This is a genomic window from Cellulomonas sp. ATA003 (assembly GCF_031582905.1).
In the GTDB taxonomy this organism is placed as follows: Bacteria; Actinomycetota; Actinomycetes; order Actinomycetales; family Cellulomonadaceae; genus Pengzhenrongella.
In genome coordinates this window covers 3,042,695-3,066,061 of sequence record NZ_CP133990.1, presented here as the reverse complement: position 1 = coordinate 3,066,061, position 23,367 = coordinate 3,042,695, and the positions used below count along the sequence as shown (strand labels likewise).

The 23,367-nt window shown below is 71.8% G+C and carries 12 protein-coding genes and 5 pseudogenes; 16 read left to right on the top strand and 1 reads right to left on the bottom strand.

The window, feature by feature from the left end:
• Positions 1-116 precede the first annotated feature (116 nt).
• The 16 genes and pseudogenes from REH70_RS15275 to REH70_RS15195 all read left to right on the top strand — a co-directional run bounded on the left by REH70_RS15275 (position 117) and on the right by REH70_RS15195 (position 22,394).
• Complete coding sequence (locus tag REH70_RS15275; protein ID WP_396134549.1) at positions 117-1,928, top strand: ABC transporter family substrate-binding protein; 1,812 nt, start codon at positions 117-119, stop codon at positions 1,926-1,928.
• 199 nt (positions 1,929-2,127) lie between these two features.
• Positions 2,128-3,644 (top strand): annotated as a pseudogene (locus tag REH70_RS20795) (ABC transporter permease).
• A gap of 66 nt (positions 3,645-3,710) precedes the next feature.
• Complete coding sequence (locus tag REH70_RS15260) at positions 3,711-4,730, top strand: ABC transporter permease (protein WP_310748561.1); 1,020 nt, start codon at positions 3,711-3,713, stop codon at positions 4,728-4,730.
• The gene (locus tag REH70_RS15255; RefSeq protein ID WP_310748559.1) at positions 4,727-6,532 is read left to right on the top strand and encodes an ABC transporter ATP-binding protein; all 1,806 of its coding nucleotides are present in this window, start codon (positions 4,727-4,729) and stop codon (positions 6,530-6,532) included. The genes REH70_RS15260 and REH70_RS15255 overlap by 4 nt, the downstream gene beginning before the upstream one ends.
• A 276-nt stretch (positions 6,533-6,808) precedes the next feature.
• On the top strand, positions 6,809-8,425 hold the full coding sequence (locus tag REH70_RS15250) for an ABC transporter substrate-binding protein (protein ID WP_310748557.1): 1,617 nt from the start codon (positions 6,809-6,811) through the stop codon (positions 8,423-8,425).
• A 144-nt stretch (positions 8,426-8,569) separates the two neighbouring features.
• A pseudogene (locus REH70_RS15245) lies at positions 8,570-9,495 on the top strand (ABC transporter permease).
• Positions 9,488-10,437 (top strand): annotated as a pseudogene (locus REH70_RS15240) (ABC transporter permease). The pseudogenes REH70_RS15245 and REH70_RS15240 overlap by 8 nt, the downstream one beginning before the upstream one ends.
• Positions 10,434-12,184 (top strand): annotated as a pseudogene (locus REH70_RS15235) (ABC transporter ATP-binding protein). The pseudogenes REH70_RS15240 and REH70_RS15235 overlap by 4 nt, the downstream one beginning before the upstream one ends.
• 146 nt (positions 12,185-12,330) lie before the next feature.
• Positions 12,331-14,241 (top strand): translational GTPase TypA, encoded by a 1,911-nt coding sequence (gene typA, locus REH70_RS15230; RefSeq protein WP_310748555.1) that lies wholly within the window; start codon positions 12,331-12,333, stop codon positions 14,239-14,241.
• 210 nt (positions 14,242-14,451) lie between these two features.
• On the top strand, positions 14,452-16,173 hold the full coding sequence (locus REH70_RS15225; protein ID WP_310748553.1) for a BCCT family transporter: 1,722 nt from the start codon (positions 14,452-14,454) through the stop codon (positions 16,171-16,173).
• Positions 16,170-16,553: a DUF6113 family protein gene (locus REH70_RS15220; protein WP_310748551.1), complete on the top strand. Its 384-nt coding sequence runs from the start codon at positions 16,170-16,172 to the stop codon at positions 16,551-16,553. The genes REH70_RS15225 and REH70_RS15220 overlap by 4 nt, the downstream gene beginning before the upstream one ends.
• Positions 16,550-17,056, top strand: coding sequence for a flavin reductase family protein (locus REH70_RS15215; protein ID WP_310748549.1), 507 nt, complete (start codon positions 16,550-16,552; stop codon positions 17,054-17,056). Before REH70_RS15220 ends, REH70_RS15215 begins: the two co-directional genes overlap by 4 nt.
• Positions 17,057-17,144: 88 nt before the next feature.
• Positions 17,145-18,989, top strand: coding sequence for a VanW family protein (locus tag REH70_RS15210; RefSeq protein WP_310748547.1), 1,845 nt, complete (start codon positions 17,145-17,147; stop codon positions 18,987-18,989).
• A gap of 478 nt (positions 18,990-19,467) precedes the next feature.
• The gene (fdxA, locus tag REH70_RS15205) at positions 19,468-19,794 is read left to right on the top strand and encodes a ferredoxin (protein WP_298459472.1); all 327 of its coding nucleotides are present in this window, start codon (positions 19,468-19,470) and stop codon (positions 19,792-19,794) included.
• A 32-nt stretch (positions 19,795-19,826) separates the two neighbouring features.
• Positions 19,827-20,946: pseudogene (gene dapC, locus REH70_RS15200) on the top strand (succinyldiaminopimelate transaminase).
• A gap of 149 nt (positions 20,947-21,095) precedes the next feature.
• Positions 21,096-22,394: a citrate synthase gene (locus REH70_RS15195; RefSeq protein ID WP_310748545.1), complete on the top strand. Its 1,299-nt coding sequence runs from the start codon at positions 21,096-21,098 to the stop codon at positions 22,392-22,394.
• A gap of 8 nt (positions 22,395-22,402) precedes the next feature.
• On the opposite strand, the gene REH70_RS15190 is transcribed toward REH70_RS15195, so the two are convergent.
• Positions 22,403-23,335 carry a hypothetical protein gene (locus tag REH70_RS15190; RefSeq protein ID WP_310748543.1) on the bottom strand — a complete coding sequence of 311 codons (933 nt, stop codon included), beginning with the start codon at positions 23,333-23,335 and terminating at the stop codon, positions 22,403-22,405.
• Between the last annotated feature and the right edge of the window lie 32 nt (positions 23,336-23,367).

The window sequence follows — 23,367 nt, the reverse complement described above, 5'->3', positions numbered from 1 at the left end:
GGGCCGACGTAGGGTGCTCGCATCCATGGCGTCCGTCACACCCCGCCGCGGTCCGGCCGCACGGCCGAGAGCACGGCGGGGTGCGACGTGCCACGCAGCAGTGACCAGGAGGAACAGTGAACAATCGGCGCACCAGTGCCGCTCTCGCGGCAGGGCTCGCGGGCGCACTTCTGTTGACCGCGTGCACGAGCCCGGCGGAGGAGGGGACGACGACGTCCCCGACCACGGACACGGGCGGCGGAGCCGAGGTCGAGGAAGTCTCGGACCCCTGCAAGGTGGACCTCGGCGACGTCGAGACCCAGGACGACGAGATCTTCTACTCGATCGGCTCGAACGAGTGGCCCGGCTTCAACGGCCTGACGCCGGAGACCTACTCGACGTACACGGGCGTCGTCAACGACCGGATGACCGGCGGGTTCGTCTACTTCGGGACCGACGGCACGATCTGCCGCAACGAGGAGTTCGGCACCATCGAGGTGCTCTCCGAGGACCCGCTGTCCGTGCAGTACACGATCCACGAGGACGCGACCTGGTCGGACGGCAACCCGGTCGACTACGCGGATGCCCTGCTGGACTGGGCCGCGCAGAACCCGGCGTTCGCCGACGCGAACGGCGAGCCGCTGTTCAACCACGTCTCCGGCGGCAACTACCCCGAGTACGTCCCCGAGGGCCCCCAGGGCGAGATCGGCTCGAAGGAGTTCGTCCTGGACTTCCCGGTCGTCTACGCCGACTGGGAGCTCCTGGTGAGCGGGTGGCTGCCGGCGCACGTCGTCGCGGAGCAGATCGGCATCACCGAGGACGAGCTGGCGCAGGCGATCCTCGACGAGGACATCGAGACCATCACGCAGGCCGCCGAGTTCTGGAACACCGGCTGGCTGTCCCCGACGCCCGGCGAGCTGCCCGACCCCGCGCTGACCCCGGTCGCCGGCCCGTACAAGCTCGCGAGCTGGGAGGCCGGCCAGTCGATCACCCTGGAGGCCAACGAGGACTACTGGGGGACGCCGGCCGCCACCCAGCGGCTGACGTTCCGTCAGGCCGCGCCCGAGACCCAGGTCCAGGCGCTGCAGAACGGTGACCTCAACATCATCGAGCCGCAGGCCAGCGTCGACACGCTCGCCCAGCTCGAGGGCCTCGGTGACGCGGTCACGATCCAGACCGGCGAGACGCTCACCTGGGAGCACCTCGACTTCAACTTCAAGAACGGCCCGTTCGCGGACAGCCTGCCGCTGCGTGAGGCGTTCGCCATGTGCGTGCCGCGCCAGCAGATCATCGACAACCTCATCGCACCGGTCGCCCCGGACGCCGTCGTCATGAACGCGCGCGAGGTCTTCCCGTTCCAGGACACCTATGACGAGGTCGTCGACGCCGCCTACGACGGCCGCTACGACGAGGTCGACATCGAGGGTGCGACCGCGAAGATCGAGGAGGCCGGCGTGGCGACCCCGGTCGACGTCCGGATCGGCTACTCCGCCCCGAACCAGCGTCGGTCCGACGAGGTCTCGGCCATCAAGTCCAGCTGCGACCAGGCCGGCTTCAACATCATCGACGCGGGCAACCAGGACTTCTTCCAGCCCGGGGGCACGCAGGAGCGCGGTGACTACGAGGTCGCGCTGTTCGCGTGGGCCGGTTCCGGCCAGATCGCGTCCGGTCAGAACATCTACGCCACCGGCAACCCGCAGAACTACGGCGGCTACTCCGACCCCGTCGTCGACGAGGCCTGGGACACGCTGGCCTCCACGGTGGACCCCGAGGTGCACCTGGAGCAGGTGAAGATCATCGAGAAGCAGCTCTGGGACACGCTGTACGGCATCCCGGTGTTCGCCCACCCGGGTCTGATCGCCGCGGACTCGACCATCCAGAACGTCCGCAAGACGGCCGGTCAGGACGGCGCGCCGTGGAACGCCGAGCAGTGGGTCCGGGCCGAGTGACCCCTGAGCACGACACGGGCGGTCGGCTGACCGTCCGAGCACGACGGCGGTGGGGCAGAGGACATGGTCCTCTGCCCCACCGCTGCGCTCGTCGCTCCTCGGGCGCCGGCCGTCGGCGCCGCACCCGGTGACGTCCGGCCCTCCGTGGCCGCTTAGGGTTACCGGCAGTCCCGCGACCGTGGCCATGAAGGGTCGGTACGTGTTCAAGTTCATCCTGCGCAGGATCGGCATCTCGTTCTTCGTGCTGCTCGCCGCGTCGCTCCTCATGTTCGTGCTGACCATCAACTCCGGGGACCCCCTGGAGGACCTGCGGGAGAGCAACGCGGACAACCGCGAGTTCCTCATGGAGCGACGGATCGCGTTCATGGGTCTCGACCTGCCCTGGTACGAGCGGTACTGGACGTGGCTGCGCGGTGTCGCCGGCTGCTTCACCCTGAACTGCGACCTCGGGGTGACGCGCAACGGGACCGACGTGATCAGCCTGCTCGACCAGGCCGCCACCGCGACGCTGCGGCTGGTCATCCTGTCGACGCTGCTGGCGATCGTCATCGGCGTGGCCACCGGGATCATCACCGGCATCCGGCAGTACACCGGGTTCGACTACACCGTCACCTTCCTCGCCTTCCTGTTCTTCTCGCTGCCGGTGTTCTGGGCGGCCGTCCTGCTCAAGCTGTTCGGCGCGATCCGGTTCAACGACTGGATCGCGTCACCGGACGTCAGCTTCCCGGCGATCCTCGTGATCGCGGCCGTGCTCGCCTTCCTGGCGCAGGCGGTGCTGGGGGTGACCGACGACGCCGCCTGTGGACGGCCGGTGCCACGTTCGTCTTCGTCGCGGCGGCCATGACGTACTTCAACGCGGTCGACTGGTACCGCCAGCCCGCCCTGGGCGTCGGGCTCGTCGCCGTCGTCGGTGCGGCGGCCGCCGTCCTGACGACCTCGCTCGTCTCCGGCCTGCAGAACCGCCGCGTGCTCTACGCCGCGCTCACCACGGTCGCCGCGCTCGTGATCGGCTACGTCGCGCTGGGCTCGGTGCTGCGCGACCCGACGTGGACGGCGCTGCTGCTGCTGTTCGTCGGTGCGGTGCTCGTCGGGGTGGTGGCCGGAGCGGCGTGGGGCGACTACGCGCGCCGCAAGGCGGTCTTCGTCTCCGTGATCACCGCCGTGGTGGTCTCGCTGCTCGTGGTCGCCGACCGCGCCCTGTCGGCCTGGGCGTCGTACCTGCAGATCGTCCCCCGCCCGATCTCGACGATCGGCTCGCAGACCCCCAACTTCGAGGGCACCTTCTGGCAGGACTTCCTCGACAAGGGCACCCAGCTCGTCCTGCCGACGATCCTGCTGACCCTGATCTCGGTCGCCGCCTACAGCCGGTACACCCGCTCGTCGATGCTCGAGGTCCTCGAGCAGGACTACGTGCGCACCGCCCGCGCCAAGGGGCTCTCCGAGCGGACCGTCATCACCAAGCACGCGTTCCGCAACGCGCTGATCCCGGTCAGCACGATCGTCGCGTTCGACTTCGCCGGGCTCATCGGTGGGGCGGTCATCACCGAGCAGGTCTTCGGCTGGCGCGGGATGGGCGAGCTGTTCCGGACCGGCCTGGACGAGGTGGACCCCGGTCCGGTGATGGCGTTCTTCCTCGTCACCGGGGTGGCCGCCGTCGTCATGAACATGCTGGCGGACATCGCCTACGCCTACCTCGACCCGCGGATCCGGCGATGATCGCCCCGGCCCGCTGCCCCCACCGGCCCCCGACGACCCACCGCGCACAGCACACCGGAGCGGACGATGCCTGACGACATGCGGCGCAAGGACTCCTTCGAGGTCATCCCCACGGCGACGGGCGTCGACGTCGAGGGGCACAAGCCCCGGGCCGGCTCCGGTGGTCCCGGCCCGGCGGACGACCGCTCGTTCACCCAGGGCCAGCTGGTCCGGCGCCGGTTCTTCCGGCACCGCGCCGCGATGGTGGCACTGGCCGTCCTCGGCCTCGTCGTGCTCGTCTCGTTCACGTCGATCGGGTTCGGCCCCGTGCCGGGGTGGTGGGGCAAGGACCACGTCACGTCCGGGACCGTGATCAACGGCGGTCGACCGACGCTGTCCCTGTGGCCGCTGGCCTGGGGCGAGCACCCGTTCGGCCAGGACAACACCGGCAAGGACTACTTCGCCCTCGTCATGCGCGGGACCCAGCGCTCGCTCATCATCGCCTTCGGCGTCGGCATCATCAGCACGATCATCGGCACGGTCGTCGGGGCGCTCGCCGGCTACTTCCGGGGCTGGGTCGAGTCGGCGCTCATGCGACTGACCGACCTGTTCATCGTCATCCCGCTGCTGGTGCTCGCGGCGGTCCTCGGGAAGATCGCCTCGAGCTGGGGCATCTGGGGGCTCGCGCTCATGCTGGGACTCGTGACCTGGACCGGGCTCGCCCGGCTCGTCCGCGGGGAGGTCCTGTCGCTCCGCGAGCGGGAGTTCGTCGCGGCGGCGCGTGCCGTGGGCACCGGCTCCGTCCGCATCATCACCAAGCACGTGCTGCCGAACAGCGTCGGCGTGATCATCGTCTCCGCGACGCTGGCGGTCGCGTCGGCGATCCTGCTGGAGACCTCCCTGAGCTTCCTCGGGTACGGGGTCCGCGCCCCCGACACCTCGCTGGGCCTGCTCATCAGCGACTACCAGAACGCCTTCACCACGCGTCCGTGGCTGTTCTGGTGGCCGGGCATGCTGATCCTCGCGATCGCCCTGTCGGTGAACTTCATCGGCGACGGGCTGCGGGACGCCTTCGATCCGCGGCAGAACAGGAAGGACGTGGGATGAGCACCGTCGACATGCGCTCGCAGGCGGCGCCCGGGGACACGGTCCTGTCCTTCACCGACCTCGACGTCCGCTTCGCCACCGAGTTCGGCTCCGTCCACGCGGTCAAGGGCATCTCGCTCGACGTGCGCGCGGGCGAGGTCATGGCCCTGGTGGGGGAGTCGGGCTCCGGCAAGTCGGTGACCTCGATGACGGCGCTGTCGCTGCTCCCGCGCAACGCCCGCGTCTCCGGTCAGGTGCGGGTCGGCGACCAGGACGTGCAGGGCCTCGACGCCCGCGGCCTGCGGCGCCTGCGCGGCGGCGACGTCGCGATGGTCTTCCAGGAGCCGATGACCGCGCTGAACCCGGTGCTGACCATCGGGGACCAGCTCACCGAGGCCCTCGAGCTGCACGGTCTCGCCTACGGCGCGCGGGCCGACGCCCGCGCGGTCGAGCTGCTCGACATGGTGGGGATCCCCGAGCCGCAGCGGCGGCTCAAGCAGTACCCGCACGAGCTGTCCGGTGGCCAGCGCCAGCGCGTGGTCATCGCCCTCGCGATCAGCTGCAACCCCCGCGTCATCGTGGCCGACGAGCCAACCACGGCCCTGGACGTCACCGTCCAGGCGGAGATCCTCGACCTGCTCCGGTCCCTGAAGGACGACCTCAACACCGGGATCCTACTCATCACCCACAACATGGGCGTGGTGGCGGACATGGCCGACCGGGTCGCGGTCATGCTCAAGGGCGAGATCGTCGAGATCGGCGACGTCGACCAGGTGCTCAACCGGCCCAGCCACGACTACACGAAGCGCCTGCTCGGCGCGGTCCCGCACCTGGGCGCCGGCCCGGGGCAGTTCGGCACCGCGACCGCCGACGAGCGCCCGGCACCGACCGGTGACGTGACCCATGCGCTCGACCTGCAGGGGCTCGTGGTCGAGTACCACCGCCTCGGCAAGCCGTCGTTCCGGGCCGTCGACGATGTGACGTTCCACGTCGGTGCGGGGGAGATCGTCGGTCTGGTGGGGGAGTCCGGCTCCGGCAAGTCCACCATCGCGCGCTGCGCGATGGCGCTGATCCCGGCGGCCGGTGGCCACGTGTCCGTGTTCGGTCAGGACCTCGGTCGCCTGCGCCGTCGGGCGCTGAAGGACGCGCGCAAGCGGATCGGCGTCGTGTTCCAGGACCCGGCGGCGTCCCTCGACCCGCGGATGCCGATCGGTGAGTCGATCGCCCAGCCGCTCGAGGTCCACCGGGTGGGCGACGGCGAGAGCCGGCGACGCCGGGTGCGCGAGCTGCTCGACGCCGTCGAGCTGCCGCAGAACGCGGCCAACCGCTACCCGCACGAGATGTCCGGTGGACAGCGCCAGCGCGTGAGCATCGCTCGAGCGCTCGCGCTCGAGCCCGACCTCCTGGTCGCCGACGAGCCGACGTCCGCGCTGGACGTGTCCGTCCAGGCGAGCGTGCTCGCGATGTTCAGCCACCTGCAGGAGCGGTACGGGTTCGCGTGCCTGTTCGTGTCCCACGACCTGGCCGTGGTGGACCTGCTCGCGCACCGCGTCGTCGTGCTCCAGAACGGCAAGGTGGTCGAGCAGGGCGACCGCGTCGAGGTGCTGCAGCACCCGCGCGAGGAGTACACGCGCCGGCTGCTGGCGGCGGCCCCCGTGCCGGAGCCGAACGAGCAGCGCCGACGCCGCGAGGCGCGTCACGCGCTGCTGGCCTCGCTCGGGGAGGACGTCGGCGGGCTGCGCGTGGGCGAGCACCACGAGCCGCTGGCCCCGGGTGCCACCCCGGAGGGCGGCTGGATGAACCGCGGTGGGGGGATGCACTAGGCCGGGCGTGCGGAGCGCGCAGGGCGCCGGTGCTCGTGCGGCGTCCCGCGCAGATCCGCCCGGGCGTGGGGATCCGCCTCGGACGGACCGGTTCGGCCCGTCGGGTGATTCTCGTCTCAACCCCGTCACGAGACGGTCACGGTGCCCGGGGGCGCCGTCGTGCACACATTTGCGTGTCGTATCGTCGTCGCCAACCGCGACGCCCGTGCTCGTGCGCACAGTCAGACGACGAGCGGTGTCGCACCCCTTCCTGGAGGAACATTGAGAATCAGGCGTATGTCGGGCCTCGTGGCCTCGCTCGCGGTGGGCGCTCTCGCGCTGACCGCCTGCGGCGGCGCGGACACCGACACCGACACCGGCACGACCACGTCGACCGAGGGTGAGTCCTCGGGCGGCATCGTGACCGTGAACGGCAACGAGCCGCAGAACCCGCTGGTCCCCACGAACACCAACGAGGTCGGCGGCGGTAAGATCCTCGACCTCATCTTCGCCGGCCTCGTCTACTACGACGCCGAGGGCGCCCCGCACAACGAGGTCGCCGAGTCGATCGAGACCGAGGACGGTCAGAACTACACCGTCACGCTCGCGGACGGGTGGACGTTCACGAACGGCGAGGCGGTCACCGCGCAGAGCTTCGTGGACGCGTGGAACTACGGTGCGCTGCTGAGCAACGGGCAGCTCTCGAGCTACTTCTTCGAGGACATCGAGGGTTTCTCGTACGACGAGGACTCCGAGCTGACCGGCCTCGAGGTCGTCGACGACCTCACGTTCACGATCGCCCTCAAGGCCCCGCGCGCGGACTTCCCGCTGCGGCTGGGCTACTCCGCGTTCTACCCGCTGCCCCAGGCCGCGTTCGAGGACATGGACGCGTTCGGCGAGAACCCGATCGGCAACGGGCCGTACATGATGGAGGAGGGCGCCTGGGAGCACAACATCCAGGCCGAGCTCGTCCCCAACCCCGACTACAGCGGTGACCGCGTCGCGCAGAACGGCGGCGTCACCGTCAAGTTCTACGACTCCCAGGACGCCGCGTACAACGACCTGCTCGCCGAGCAGCTCGACGTGCTCGACGCCGTCCCGGACAGCGCGTTCGCGACGTTCGAGGACGAGCTGGGTGACCGCGCGGTGAACCAGCCGGCCGCGGTGTTCCAGTCCTTCACGATCCCGCAGAACCTCGAGCACTTCTCCGGCGAGGAGGGCATCCTGCGCCGCAAGGCGATCTCGATGGCCATCAACCGCGAGGAGATCACCGAAACGATCTTCCAGGGCACCCGGACGCCGGCCAGCGACTTCACGTCGCCGGTCATCGCCGGCTGGTCGGAGGACATCCCGGGCTCCGAGGTCCTGGAGTACGACCCCGAGCAGGCCAAGGAGCTGTGGGCGCAGGCCGACGCGATCGCCCCGTACACCGGCACGTTCACGCTCGGCTACAACAGCGACGGCGGCCACCAGGCGTGGGTCGACGCGACCACGAACAGCATCCGCAACACGCTCGGCATCTCGGCCGAGGGGAACCCGTACGCGCTGTTCGCCGACCTGCGCCAGGACGTCACGGACCGCACCATCACCGGTGCCTTCCGCACCGGCTGGCAGGCGGACTACCCGGGTCTGTTCAACTTCCTCGGCCCGATCTACGCGACCAACGCGGGCTCGAACGACGGTGACTACTCCAACCCCGAGTTCGACCAGCTGCTGGCCGAGGGCTCGGAGGCGACCTCCGTCGACGAGTCGAACGAGAAGTTCCAGGCGGCGCAGGAGATCCTGTTCGCCGAGCTGCCGGCGATCCCGCTGTGGTACTCGAACGTGACCGGTGGCTACGCGCCGACGGTCGACAACGTCGAGTTCGGCTGGAACAGCGTGCCGCTGCTGTACGAGATCACCAAGCAGGGCTGATCCGGCGACCGACCGACCGACCGACTGGGGTGGGGCCCGTCCGGGTCCCACCCCCGTCGTGTCCGGACCACGCGGCGCGAGGTCTAGAGTTCCGCAGTCGGGCGCTGCGCGCCCGGAGCACAACCGATACGAGGAGGAGACCTGATGGCCTGGTACATCGGGCGCAGGCTCTTGCAGATGGTCCCCGTCTTCCTCGGGGCCACCCTGCTCATCTACGCCATGGTCTTCGCCCTGCCGGGTGACCCCATCCAGGCGCTCGGCGGGGACCGCGGTCTCAACCCGGCGGTCGCCGACCGCATCCGCGCCGAGTACAACCTCGACCGGCCGTTCTTCGTGCAGTACCTGCTGTACCTGCAGGGCATCCTGACGCTCGACTTCGGGACGACGTTCTCCGGCCGACCGGTCTGGGACGAGATCGCCGACGCCTTCCCGGTGACGTTCCAGCTCGCCGTGATGGCCCTCGTGTTCGAGGCCGTCCTCGGGGTCGCCGCCGGGCTGTTCGCCGGCCTGCGCAAGGGCAAGCTGTTCGACACCACCGTGCTGCTGGTCAGCCTCGTGGTCATCGCGGTCCCCACGTTCGTCATCGGCTTCGTGATGCAGTTCATCGTCGGCGTCGAGCTGCGGTGGTTGCCGCCCACGGTCGGCGGGGACGTCACGTTCCGGACCCTGCTGATGCCCGCGATCGTGCTCGGCGCAGTGTCCTTCGCGTACGTCCTGCGCCTGACCCGGACGTCGGTCGCCGAGAACCTCAGCGCCGACTTCGTGCGCACCGCGACCGCGAAGGGCTGCCGCGCGGCCGGGTCGTCACGGTGCACGTGCTGCGCAACTCGCTGATCCCCGTCGTCACCTTCCTGGGTGCCGACCTGGGTGCGCTGATGGGCGGAGCCATCGTCACCGAGGGGATCTTCAACGTCCCCGGGGTGGGCGGCACGCTGTTCCGGGCCATCACCCAGCAGGAAGCCCCGACGGTGGTCTCGCTGACCACCGTGCTGGTCATCGTCTACATCGTCGCGAACCTGTTCGTCGACCTCCTCTACGCGGCTCTCGACCCGAGGATTCGTTATGCCTGACGCCATCGAACGCCAGCACCAGGAGCACTTCTTCGCCGCGCTGGACGAGACGCCCCTGCAGGTCGTCGACCAGGTCGACGAGTCCGCGGCGCCGTCCAACCTCTGGGTCGAGGCCTGGCGGAACCTGCGCCGCCGCGTGCTGTTCTGGGTCTCCGCGGCCCTCATCCTGCTGGTCGTGGCTGTCGCCGCGTTCCCCGGTCTGTTCACGTCGCTGGACCCGCGCTTCTGCGAGCTGGGCAACAGCCTGGGGGCGCCGGCGCCCGGGCACCCGTTCGGGTTCGACTTCCAGGGCTGCGACATCTACGCCCGGACGATCTACGGCGCGCGCGCGTCGGTGCTCGTCGGCATCCTGACCACGCTCGCCGTCGTGCTGGTGGGCGGCGTGGTCGGCGCCATCGCCGGCTTCTACGGCAAGTGGTTCGACTCGCTGCTGTCGCGCGTGACGGACATCTTCTTCGCGATCCCGCTCGTGCTGGCCGCGATCGTCGTCATGCAGATGTTCCGCGACAACCGCAACATCCTCACGGTGGTCGCCGTCCTCGGGGTCTTCGGCTGGCCGCAGATCGCCCGCATCACACGCGGTGCGGTGATGAGCGTCAAGAACGCCGACTTCATCACCGCGGCGAAGGCGCTCGGCGCCTCACGGCTCGTGACCTTGGTCCGCCACGTGATGCCGAACGCGGCCGCCCCGATCATCGTCACCGCGACCGTCTCGCTGGGCACCTTCATCGTGGCCGAGGCCACGCTGTCCTTCCTCGGCATCGGGCTGCCGCCCGAGGTGACGTCCTGGGGGCGGACATCGCGAAGGCGCAGCGCAGCCTGCGCAGCCAGCCGTCCGTGCTCTTCTACCCGGCCGGGGCGCTCGCCCTGACCGTGCTCAGCTTCATCATGATGGGCGACGCCGTCCGCGACGCCCTCGACCCGAAGGCGCGCAAGCGATGAGCCACGCTGTCCCTCTCCCCGGCACCCCGGCGCCCGCGGCCCGGCACGGCGACACGCCGCTGCTCGAGATCCGCGACCTCGACGTCTCCTTCGCCACGGCCGGCGGCCAGGTCCCGGCCGTGCGCGGTGCCAACCTCACCGTCTACCCCGGGCAGACCGTCGCGATCGTCGGGGAGTCGGGGTCGGGCAAGTCGACGACCGCGCACGCCGTCATCGGCCTGCTGCCGGGGACCGGCCGGGTGACCGGTGGCACGATCCGGTTCGACGGCCGGGACCTCACCCACGCGAGCGAGCGCGACATGGTCGCGGTCCGCGGCAAGCAGATCGGCCTCGTCCCGCAGGACCCGATGTCCAACCTCAACCCGGTGTGGAAGATCGGGTACCAGGTCAAGGAGGCGCTCAAGGCCAACGGGATCGCCAGCGGCTCGGCCGCGGACACCCGCGTCGCGGAGCTGCTCGCCGAGGCCGGCCTGCCCGACGCCGAGCGCCGCGCGAAGCAGTACCCGCACGAGTTCTCCGGCGGGATGCGGCAGCGCGCGCTCATCGCCATCGGCCTGGCCGCGCGCCCGAAGCTGCTCATCGCCGACGAGCCGACGTCCGCCCTGGACGTCACGGTCCAGCGCACGATCCTCGACCACCTGCAGGGCCTGACCGAGGAGCTCGGCACCGCGGTCCTGTTCATCACCCACGACCTCGGGCTGGCCGCCGAGCGCGCCGAGCACCTCGTGGTCATGTACCGCGGTCAGGTCGTCGAGTCCGGGCGGGCCCGGCAGATCCTCACCGCCCCGCGGCACCCGTACACGCAGCGCCTCGTCGCCTCGGCGCCGTCGCTGGCGTCACGGCGGATCCAGAGCGCCAAGGAGCGCGGTGCCGACTCGCCCGAGCTGCTGACCGGCGCCCACGCCGGTGGTGTCCCGGCACGCACCGACAACGTCGTCGAGGTCGAGCACCTCACCAAGGTGTTCCACCTGCGCGGCGGACGACCGGGGGCGTCGTCGGACTTCAAGGCCGTGGACGACGTGAGCTTCTCGATCCAGCGCGGCACGACGATGGCCCTGGTCGGGGAGTCCGGCTCCGGCAAGTCGACGGTGGCCAACATCGTGCTCAACCTGCTGGAGCCGACGTCCGGCACCGTCCGCTTCGACGGCACGGACCTCAGCGGGCTGCCGGCCAAGGAGCTGTTCGCATTCCGGCGACGCGTGCAGCCGATCTTCCAGAACCCGTACGGCTCGCTCGACCCGATGTACTCGATCTACCGGACCATCGAGGAGCCGCTGCGCACCCACCGCATCGGCGACCGCCGGTCGAGGAGAAGAAGATCCGCGAGCTGCTCGACATGGTGGCGCTGCCGCAGACCACGATGCGCCGGTACCCCAACGAGCTGTCCGGCGGCCAGCGCCAGCGCATCGCCATCGCGCGTGCCCTCGCCCTCGAGCCCGAGGTCATCGTGTGCGACGAGGCCGTCTCCGCGCTCGACGTGCTGGTCCAGGCGCAGATCCTCACGCTGCTCAACGACCTGCAGGCCGAGCTCGGGCTGAGCTACCTGTTCATCACCCACGACCTCGCCGTCGTCCGGCAGATCGCCGACCAGGTCTGCGTCATGCAGCAGGGGCGCGTCGTCGAGGCGGCCTCGACGGACGAGGTGTTCGACCACCCCCGCGAGCCGTACACGCGTGAGCTGCTCGCGGCGATCCCGGGCGCCGGGATCGAGCTCGCCGCCGGCCCGGACGGGGGCCTGTCCGCCTGACCCCGTCCGCCTGACCGCGTCCGACGGACCCGTCCGCCTGACCCGTGCGTGACCGAGGTCATCTGCGGTGATCTGGGTACGGCGGGTACGATCGACGGCAGCGCGCCCCATGACGCGGCGCACCCCCATCTGAGATGAGTCCCTCTATGTCTGTGCGCTCAGACCTGCGCAACGTGGCGATCGTCGCCCACGTCGACCACGGCAAGACCACTCTGGTCGACGCGATGCTGCACCAGTCCGGCGCCTTCGGGGCCCACTCGCACGTCGACGAACGAGCGATGGACTCCGGTGACCTCGAGCGCGAGAAGGGCATCACGATCCTCGCGAAGAACACCGCGATCCACTACGCGGGACCTGCCGCGGCCGCGGCCGGGCACCCCGAGGGCATCACCATCAACGTCATCGACACCCCGGGCCACGCCGACTTCGGCGGCGAGGTGGAGCGCGGGCTGTCCATGGTCGACGGCGTCGTCCTGCTGGTGGACGCGAGCGAGGGCCCGCTGCCGCAGACGCGCTTCGTGCTGCGCAAGGCGCTGGTCGCCAAGCTGCCGGTGATCCTGGTCGTCAACAAGGTGGACCGCCCGGACTCGCGCATCGAGGAGGTCGTCACGGAGTCGATGGACCTGCTCCTCGGCCTGGCGAGCGACCTGCACGAGGAGGTCCCGGACCTGGACCTCGACGCGATCCTCGACGTCCCGGTCGTGTACGCGGCCGCCAAGACCGGCCGCGCGTCGGTCACCCAGCCGGCCGACGGCGGGCTGCCGGACAGCGAGGACCTCGAGCCGCTGTTCCAGATGATCCTCGACAAGATCCCGGCGCCGACGTACGAGGAGGGCGCGCCGCTGCAGGCGCACGTCACCAACCTCGACGCCTCGCCGTTCCTCGGCCGGCTCGCGCTGCTCCGGGTCTTCAACGGCACCATCCGCAAGGGCCAGATGGTCGCCTGGGCGCGTGCCGACGGCTCGCTCACCACGGTGAAGGTCACCGAGCTCCTCGAGACCAAGGCGCTGGACCGCGTCCCGACCGAGTCCGCCGGCCCCGGCGACATCGTGGCCGTCGCCGGCTTCGCCGACATCACCATCGGCGAGACGCTGACCGACCCGGACGACCCGCGTCCGCTGCCGCTCATCACGGTCGACGACCCGGCGATCTCCATGACCATCGGGATCAACACGTCCCCGCTCGCCGGCCGCGGCGGCAAGGGCCACAAGGTCACCGCCCGCCAGGTCAAGGACCGCCTCGACAAGGAGCTCATCGGCAACGTGTCGCTGCGCGTCCTGCCGACCGAGCGCCCCGACGCGTGGGAGGTCCAGGGCCGTGGCGAGCTCGCGCTGGCCATCCTCGTCGAGCAGATGCGCCGCGAGGGCTTCGAGCTGACCGTCGGCAAGCCGCAGGTCGTCACCCGCGTCGTCGACGGCAAGGTCCACGAGCCGATGGAGCGCATGACCATCGACGTCCCCGAGGAGTACCTCGGCAACGTCACCCAGCTGCTCGCGCAGCGCAAGGGCCGCATGGAGACCATGTCGAACCACGGCACCGGCTGGGTCCGCATGGAGTTCATGGTCCCGGCACGTGGCCTCATCGGGTTCCGCACCCGGTTCCTCACCGACACCCGGGGCACCGGCATCGCGTCGTCGCTCGCCGAGGGCTACGAGCCGTGGGCCGGGCCGATCGAGACCCGGGTCAACGGCTCGCTCGTCGCGGACCGCGCCGGCGTCGTGACGCCGTTCGCGATGATCAACCTGCAGGAGCGCGGCTCGTTCTTCGTCGACCCCACGCAGGAGGTCTACGAGGGCATGATCGTCGGCGAGAACTCCCGCAACGAGGACATGGACGTCAACATCACCAAGGAGAAGAAGCTCACGAACATGCGCGCTGCCTCCAGCGACACGTTCGAGAACCTCGTCCCGCCGCGTCACCTGACCCTCGAGGAGTCCCTCGAGTTCGCCCGCGAGGACGAGTGCGTCGAGGTGACACCGCAGGTCGTGCGGATCCGCAAGGTGATCCTCGACCAGTCCGAGCGCGCCCGGGTCTTCGCCCGCGCCAAGCGCGCCTGACGACGCGCGCCGGTGGCCCACCACCGGCACACTCGATGGCAGCCGGTCGGCAGACCGGCTGCCATCATCTTTGTCCGCCCGGCACCGACCGTCCGGCCCGCATCCGGCCGGTCCCGTCCCGAAGGATCCGATGACAGCGACCGCAGCATCACCCATGACCACCCCCACGCCGCCGACCCCCGGGGCACCCGGCGCGGCCTCGCGCCGCGCGTGTTCTGGCCCTCGGTCGGGATCGTCGGCGTGCTCGCTCTCCTGGCCGTGGCGTTCCCGACCCGGGCCGAGGAGGCCATCGGCGCCCTCCAGTCGAACGTGATCGGCGCGTTCGGCTGGTACTACGTCCTCATCGTGGCGGCGTTCGTCGGCTTCTCGCTGTGGATGGGCCTGGGGCGCTTCGGTGACATCACCCTCGGGCCGGACGACGAGGAGCCGCAGTACAAGCGCGGCAGCTGGTTCGCGATGCTCTTCTCCGCGGGGATGGGCATCGGGCTGGTGTTCTGGGGGGTCGCCGAGCCGCTCACGCACTTCGCGCAGCCCAAGCCGGGCGTGGTGGGTGCCCCCGAGCGCATCGCCGAGCAGGCCATGGCGCAGACCTACGTGCACTGGGGTGTGCACGCGTGGGCCATCTACGTCGTCGTCGGGCTCGCGCTCGCCTACGCGATCCACCGCAGGGGCCGGCCGGTGTCGGTCCGCTGGGCGCTGGAGCCGCTGATCGGTGCGCGTCGGGCCGGCGGAGCGTTGGGCGACGCGGTCGACGTCGCCGCCGTGGTCGGCACGGTGTTCGGGGTCGCGACGTCGCTCGGCCTCGGGGTGCTGCAGATCTCCTCGGGGCTCGAGCACCTCGGTGTCCTCGACAGCTCGGTGGGCGTCCAGGTCGGCCTCATCCTCGCCATCACCGCGGTCGCGACCCTGTCGGTCCTGTCCGGGCTCGACCGGGGCGTGAAGTGGTTGTCGAACATCAACGTCGTGCTCGCCGGGCTGCTGATGCTCAGCATCCTCGTGCTCGGCCCGACGCTGTTCCTCCTGCGCGACTTCGTCCAGTCGATCGGCGTCTACCTCGCCAACGTCATCCCGCTGACCTTCAACGTCAGCGCCTTCGCCGGCGCCGAGGGGGAGGCGTGGCAGGCCGCCTGGACCACCTTCTACTGGGGCTGGTGGATCTCCTGGGCACCCTTCGTCGGGGTGTTCATCGCGCGCATCTCGCGGGGGCGCACGGTGCGGGAGTTCGTGCTGGGTGTGCTCGGCGTGCCCGTCCTGGTCACGTTCCTGTGGTTCTCGGTGCTCGGCGGCAGCGCCCTGCACCGCGAGCTGTTCGGCACCGGCGGCCTGATCGGCGACGACGCCTCGGTGAACCAGAACAACGCCCTGTTCGACCTGCTCGCGCAGCTGCCGGCCGGTGCCGTCCTGTCGGCCGGCGCGATCGTCCTCATCGCGCTGTTCTTCATCACGAGCGCCGACTCGGGCTCGCTCGTCGTCGCGATGCTCACCGGGGGCGGCGAGCTCAACCCGCCGATCTGGTCACGCGTGACCTGGGCGGTGTCCAGCGGCCTGCTCGCCGCCGCGCTGCTCGTGGCGGGTGGTCTGGTGGCGCTGCAGACGATGGCGATCCTCATCGCGCTGCCGTTCAGCCTCGTCATGATCGCGATGTGCGCCGCGACGTGGCGGGCGTTCCGTCACGAGCACCTCGCGTTCCTGCGCGCCGAGCGCAGCCTCGTGCGTGACCGGCTGACCGCGCACGTCACCACGCACATCAACCAGCAGCTGCCCGAGCAGGTGGGGCAGCTGGTCTCCCAGCACTCCGCGTCGGCCGACGCGTCCGGGACGACCGGTGCGCTGCCGACCCTGCCGGGGCAGGACGCCCCGCGCGGCCCCGCGCTCCCGCGGCCGCCGCGGCGCGGGCGCGCCGGCGGGGGCGCCGGCCCGACGTCGTCGTGACGGCCGCCGGCACCCGACCGGCCCGGTCGAGCGGGGTCGGGCGCTGGGTCGCCGTCGTGGCGCTCGGCGTGCTCGTCGGGGTGATGGGGACGGTGCTCCACCGCGCGGCCGAACCGTGGGGCATGGTGGTCTGCCTGGCCCTGGTGCTGAGCGCCGCCGTGGTGGTGCGCGCGTGGGCGGGCCTGGTGCCGGTCGCCGGCTACGCGGTCGGCTGGCTCGCGGCCGTCCAGGTGCTCTCGGTGGCCGGTCCGGGCGGGGACGTCCTCGTCCCGGGCGGCGACACGCTGGGGTACGTCTGGGGGCTCGGCGGGATGGTGGCCGTGGGCGTCGCGTGCTTCCTGCCGGGGCGCTGGTTCCTCGACGCGCCGGGCACGGCGTGACGCACGGGGACGCGCCGCTCGCCGACCCGGACGTCTTTCGCGCGGCGATCGGCCGGCTCCCCGCGGGCGTCGCTGTGGTCGCGCTGCGGTGGCGCGACGTCGACCACGCCATGACCGCGAGCGCGGTCGCGTCGGTGTCGCTCGACCCGCCGCTGGTCCTGTTCTGCGTGCACGAGGACGCCCGCTTCCGCGAGGCGCTCGACGCGGTCGACGGGTGGGGCCTGAGCGTGCTCGCCGACACCGCCGGGCCCGTCGCGGACTGGCTCGCGTCCCCGGGCCGGCCCGCCGTCGGGCAGCTCGGCCGGGTCCCGCACACGCCCGGGCCGCTCACCGGAGCCCCGCTGGTGGACGACGCCGCGGCCTGGTTCGAGTGCCGCACCGCGGCCGTGCACCGTGCCGGTGACCACGACATCGTGGTGGGCGAGGTCCTGAGCGCGACCCAGGGACCGGCCGCGGCCGGCGGCCTGGTGCACCTGCGCGGGCGGCTGCGTCCCGTCCGCTGACGCCGCCGTCGCACCCCGGTGGGCGTGGGTGCCGCCCCGTAGGATCGTCCGGGCGGCACGTGCCGCGCGGTGACGAGGAGACAGCTGCATGGCCGACAGGACCCGGCACGACGACGACCGCGCCGAGGTCGACGTCGAGCCCACGCCGGACGGGCTCGCCACCGGTGACTCGCCGCTCGACGTGTTCGCGCCCGAGTCCGCGCGCCGCCGGTGGCCCCGCGTGCTGCTCACGGTCGTCGGCGTGCTCGTGCTGCTGACCGGCGGGTACGTCACGGCGTCGTGGGCCCTCGCGGACCGGGTGCCGCGCGGCACCACGGTCGCCGGCGTCGACATCGGCGGCCTGAGCGCGGACGCCGCCGTCGACGCCCTCGACAGCGGTCTCGCGGACGCCGTCACCGAGCCCGTGTCGGTGAGCGCGGACGGGCGCACGGCCTCCCTCGACCCCGTGGACGCCGGCCTGACTTTCCTGCCCGACGCCACCGTCGGTCGGCTGACCGGGTTCGACCTCGACCCCGGCCGGCTCTGGAAGCACGTCGTCGGCAACGGCGACGAGAGTCCCGCCGTCGACGTCGACGAGTCGGCTCTCAGCGGTGCGATCGACGGCGTCGCGGACGACCTCACCACGCCGCCGGTCGACGCCGGCATCGTGTTCGCCGACGGCGCCGCCCACGTGACCGACGCCGCCGTGGGCTCACGCGTGGACGCCGACGCCGCCGCCGACCTCGTCCGCACCGGGTGGCTCACCGCTCCGCAGCCGCTCGCGCTGCCGACCGAGCCCGCCGAGCCCGACATCACCCAGGAGGAGGCCGAGACCGCGCTGGCGACCGTCGCGACGCCGTTCGCGGCCGCGCCCGTCGTGGTCGCGGTGGGGGAGCAGACCGTGGAGCTGGGCGTCGACGTGCTGACCTCGGTGGCCACCTTCACCGCGGTCGACTCCGCGCTCACGCTGACCCTGGACGGTCCCCGCCTGGTCGAGGAGGTCCTCGCCCGCACCACCGACCTGCTCACCCCGGCGGCCGACGCGCGCTTCGAGTTCGTCGACGGCGCCCCGACGATCGTGCCCGGGGTCCCCGGCACCACCCTCGACCCGGCCGCGCTCGCCGACGCCGTGGCCGCGGCCGGCACCGGCGAGGACCGCACCGCGCGCGTCGAGCTGGTCGCGAGCGACCCCGCCCGAACGACCGAGGCACTGGGGGCGCTCGGCGTCACCGAGGTCGTCTCGGAGTTCGCCACCCCGCTGACCAACGAGGCCGTGCGCACCGAGAACCTGCGGGTCGGCGCGGCCAAGATCAACGGCACGCTCGTGCTGCCGGACGAGACGTTCAGCCTCAGCGAGGCGCTCGGCCCGATCACCACCGCCGCGGGGTTCCGCAGCGCGCCGGTCATCGTCGACGGCGAGCACGTGCAGGGCACCGGCGGCGGGCTCTCGCAGATCTCCACCACGACCTACAACGCCGCGTTCTTCGCCGGGTTCGAGGACGTCGAGCACCAGCCGCACTCCGAGTGGTTCCGGCGCTACCCCGAGGGGCGCGAGGCCACGCTGTACAGCGGCGCGATCGACATGAAGTTCCGCAACACCACGCCCTACGGCGCGCTCGTCCAGGCGTGGGTGGGCGACGGCCAGGTGCACGTGCGGATCTGGGGCACCAGGTACTGGACCGTCGAGACGTCGACCAGCCCGCGCTCGGGGGTCGTCCAGCCGACCACCGTCCGCTCGTCGTCCCCGACCTGCACGCCGCAGTCGGCGGGGAACCCGGGCTTTACGGTCACCGTCACGCGCCGCCTGCTGCTGGACGGCGTCGAGCAGGAGACGACGTCCGACACGTGGCGCTACCGGCCGCAGAACGCGGTGGTCTGCGAGCCGGCGGACGAGCCGGAGCCGGAGCCGGAGCCGGAGCCGGAGCCTGCGGCCGAGGCCGACGCCGAGGGGTGAGCCGGGACCCGCGGCGCCCGGTCGGAACGCCGGGGCGCAGGCGGGGTCAGGCAGGGGCAGGCAGGTTCGGGCGGGGTCAGGCCGGGTCGTCCGCGGTCGGGACCCGGGGGCCGGACCGTGCCGGACGTCGCGCCGGTGCGGGGGCACGGGCTTGCCGAGGGCGATGTCGTCGCCGGGGACGTGGACCGGGCCTCGCCGGGTGTCGACGAGGACGCCGTCGTCGTCCACCGCGAGCAGGTCGCCCAGCACGTCGGCGAACCCGCCCCCGGGGGAGCGGCGCCGCACGACGACGCGGGTCCCGACCGTCCAGCCCCGCCACGCGGGACCGCCGGCGCCTGCCGGCCCGGCTCCCGGGATGCCGCCCGCCGTGTCGTGGGTCACGCTGGTGCTGCTCGGGTTCTCGCGCACGAGGGGGATACTAGAGCGACCGCCGGGAGGGCGGACTGCGACCGTCGAACGGGCCCTTGGAGGACTGACCGTGACCTATGTGATCGCCCAGCCTTGCGTCGACGTCAAGGACAAGGCGTGCATCGAGGAGTGCCCCGTCGACTGCATCTACGAGGGCAAGCGGTCGCTGTACATCCACCCGGACGAGTGCGTCGACTGCGGCGCCTGCGAGCCGGTGTGCCCCGTCGAGGCGATCTACTACGAGGACGACGTCCCCGAGCAGTGGAGCGAGTACTACAAGGCGAACGTCGAGTTCTTCGACGACCTGGGATCCCCGGGCGGCGCGGCGAAGATGGGGGAGATCCCCAAGGACCACCCGATCATCGCGACCCTCCCGCTGCAGGTCGTCACCGACTGACGCCCGCTGACACGTCTGGCGACCGCGCCGTCATGGGCCTGCTCACCGGCACGCTGCCGGACTTCCCCTGGGACACCCTCGTCCCCTACGCCGAGCGTGCCCGCGCGCACCCCGACGGCATCGTCGACCTGTCCGTCGGCACCCCGGTCGACCCCACGCCCACCCTCCTGCGGGACGCGCTCGCCGCGGCGTCCGACGCCCACGGCTACCCCCTGACGCACGGCACCCCGGCGCTGCGGCGGGCGGTCGTCGACTGGTTCGCGCGCCGCCGCGGCGTGCCGGGCCTCGACCCGGACGCCGTCGTCCCCACCGTGGGCTCGAAGGAGCTCGTCGCGCTGCTGCCGTCGCTGCTGGGCCTCGGCGCGGGCGACGTCGTCGTGCACCCGAGCACCGCCTACCCCACCTACGACGTCGGCGCCCGGCTGGCCGGCGCGACCCCCTCCCCGCCGACGACGTCGCGGACTGGGGCCCGGGACCGGTGCGCCTGGTGTGGATCAACTCGCCGGGCAACCCGGACGGCACCGTCCGCTCCGTGGACGAGCTGCGGGCGGTCGTCGACGCGGCGCGGGGGTGGGCGCCGTCGTGGCGTCCGACGAGTGCTACGCCGAGCTCGCCTGGGAGGAGCCGTGGGCCTCGGGCGGGGTGCCGAGCATCCTCGACCCGCGGGTCAGCGGCGGCGACCCGACCGGGCTGCTCGCGGTCTACTCGCTGTCCAAGCAGTCGAACCTCGCCGGATACCGGGCGGCGTTCGTGGCGGGTGACCCGCGCCTGGTGCGGCGGCTGCTCGAGATCCGCAAGCACGCCGGGATGATCGTGCCCGCGCCGGTGCAGGCCGCGATGACGGTCGCGCTGGGCGACGACGCGCACGTGGACCACCAGCGCGAGCGGTACCGCGCGCGCCGGACGGTGCTGGCGCAGGCGCTCGCCGCGGCCGGGCTCACGGTCGACGGGTCGGTGGCCGGGCTGTACCTGTGGGCGCGCCCCGCGGGTGAGCCCGTCGACTGCTGGTCCACGGTCGGCCGGCTCGCCGACGGCGGGGTGCTGGTCGCGCCGGGCGCCTTCTACGGAGCGGCCGCCGCCGGGCACGTCCGGGTCGCCCTGACGGCGTCCGACGAGCGCGTCGGCGAGGCCGCACGTCGCCTGATCGGCTGAGCCGGTCCGATTCGTCAGGTGCCCGCGGCCGCAGGTAGCGTGAGCGCGGGCCGACGGGGCCGCCCGGACCCACCCACAGGTGACCGCAGTGCCCCGTCGAGATCCGGCCGCGACACGAGGGTGCGCGCGCCTCGCCAGGAGGGAACCACATGACCGACGCCGCCACGGCACCCGTCACGCTGTCCGTCGGGGAGAAGACCCTCGACCTGCCCGTCATGGGCGCCACGGAGGGCAACGACGGGATCGTCGTCTCCTCCTTGCTCAAGGAGACCGGGCTGGTCACCGTCGACCCGGGCTTCATGAACACCGCGTCCTGCGAGTCCGAGATCACCTACATCGACGGTGACGCGGGCATCCTGCGCTACCGCGGCTACCCGATCGAGCAGCTCGCCGAGAGGTCGAGCTTCCTCGAGGTCGCGTACCTGCTCATCCACGGCGAGCTGCCCAGCCCGTCCGAGCTCGACGCGTTCGTGGAGCGGGTCAACCGGCACACGCTCGTGCACGAGGACTTCCGGACGTTCATGGGGACGTTCCCGCGCAACGCGCACCCCATGGCCGTGATGTCGTCCGCGGTCAACGCGCTCGCGACGTTCTACCCCGAGTCGCTGGACCCGTTCGACCCCGAGACGGTCGAGCTGGCCACCGTGCTCATCCTCGCCAAGACGCGGACGATCACGTCCTACCTGCACCGCCGCCGCGTCGGTGAGCCGCTGCTGTACCCGGACTACTCGCGCGGCTACGTCGACGACTTCCTGCGGATGACGTTCGCGGCCCCGTACTCCCAGTACGAGGCGGACCCCACGATCGTCGAGGCGCTCGACCGGCTGCTGATCCTGCACGCCGACCACGAGCAGAACTGCTCGACGTCGACCGTCCGCATCGTCGGGTCGAGCCACGCCAACCTGTACGCGTCCGTCGCGGCCGGGATCAACGCGCTCTCCGGCCCCCTGCACGGCGGTGCCAACGAGTCCGTGCTCAAGATGCTCACCGACATCCAGGCCGGCGGCGGTGACGCGACCGAGTTCATGACCAAGGTCAAGAACAAGGAGCAGGGCGTCCGGCTCATGGGCTTCGGGCACCGGGTCTACAAGAACTACGACCCGCGCGCCGCGATCGTGAAGAAGGACGCCGACGCCGTCCTGCAGAAGCTCGGCAAGAGCGACGAGCTCCTCGACATCGCGATGAACCTGGAGGAGATCGCGCTCAGCGACGACTACTTCATCGAGCGCAAGCTCTACCCGAACGTCGACTTCTACACGGGCCTCATCTACAAGGCGATGGGCTTCGACGAGGCCATGTTCACGCCGATCTTCGCCCTGGGCCGCATGCCGGGCTGGATCGCGCAGTGGCGCGAGATGATGGCCGACCCGACCACGAAGATCGGCCGTCCGCGCCAGGTGTACACCGGTGCGGTCGAGCGGGACTACGTGCCGGTCGACGGCCGCTGAGCCACCCGTCACGGACCGACGCCGGTGCCGCCCCCGATCCGGGGTGGCACCGGCGTCGTCGCGTCCGGGCCCGTCGGGCCGTGAGCCGTGAGTCGCGGCCTGCGCTCAGCCGCCGGCGAGCGTGACCCGCACCTGCCCCGGCGGGAGCGGGTCCGTGCCCGACGCCGCCCACGCGTCGCCGTCGCGCGCCCACGCCTGGTCGGCGACGGCGACGTCGGTGACGTGCTCCGTCGAGGCCACCGCGACCGCCCACTGCGCCACCGCCCAGGCCAGGCGGGCGGGGTCGCCCCCACCGGGCAGCGCCGCGGCGTCCAGCACGACGGTGCCGTCGTCGGCGACGCTGCCGGGGGCGTCCCCGAAGTCGCGGGCGACCCGGGCCAGCAGCGAGTCCGGGGACCCGGCGTCGTCGGGACCGCGCAGCGAGCACGTGAGGGTCGCGGGGAGTACCCGGTGAGCGCGGACGCCCACGCCCGCGCCCGGGTCTCGTGCTGGGCGTACGCGTCCGGGAACCCCGAGCGCTGCACGGCCTGCGCCGCGACCGTGACCTCGAGCTGCTCGTACCCGTCGACCTCGACCAGCCCGTCGTAGAACGCGTCGGTGGAGTACAGGGGGTCCATGATCTGCTCGACCGTGCCCCAGCCCTGGGACGGGCGCTGCTGGAACAGCCCGACGGAGTCCCGGTCGCCGTAGTCGATGTTCACCAGGCGCGACTCCTGCAGCGCGGTCGCGATGCCGATGGTCGCCGCCCGGGCGGGCAGCTCGCGCCGCACCGTCGCCGCCACGACGAGCGCGGCGTTGTCGCTCTGGGTCGGGCTGAGGTCCCAGCCGGTCCCGTCGAGCTGCGCGGTGCAGCGCTGGGTCACGGCGGTGGTGCCCGAGTAGCGGTCCACGGCGACGACCACGCCCCCCACGGCCACCCCGAGCACACCCACGAGCGCCACCGGCACCACCCAGGGACGACGTCGTCGCGTCA

What these genes read in the sequence shown, in the direction of transcription:
- REH70_RS15195 (WP_310748545.1), top strand. Translation starts at nt 21,096, where the DNA reads ATGACCGACGCCGCCACGGCACCCGTCACGCTGTCCGTCGGGGAGAAG.
- REH70_RS15260 (WP_310748561.1), top strand. Translation starts at nt 3,711, where the DNA reads ATGCCTGACGACATGCGGCGCAAGGACTCCTTCGAGGTCATCCCCACG.
- REH70_RS15250 (WP_310748557.1), top strand. Translation starts at nt 6,809, where the DNA reads ATGTCGGGCCTCGTGGCCTCGCTCGCGGTGGGCGCTCTCGCGCTGACC.
- typA (WP_310748555.1), top strand. Translation starts at nt 12,331, where the DNA reads ATGTCTGTGCGCTCAGACCTGCGCAACGTGGCGATCGTCGCCCACGTC.
- REH70_RS15255 (WP_310748559.1), top strand. Translation starts at nt 4,727, where the DNA reads ATGAGCACCGTCGACATGCGCTCGCAGGCGGCGCCCGGGGACACGGTC.
- REH70_RS15210 (WP_310748547.1), top strand. Translation starts at nt 17,145, where the DNA reads ATGGCCGACAGGACCCGGCACGACGACGACCGCGCCGAGGTCGACGTC.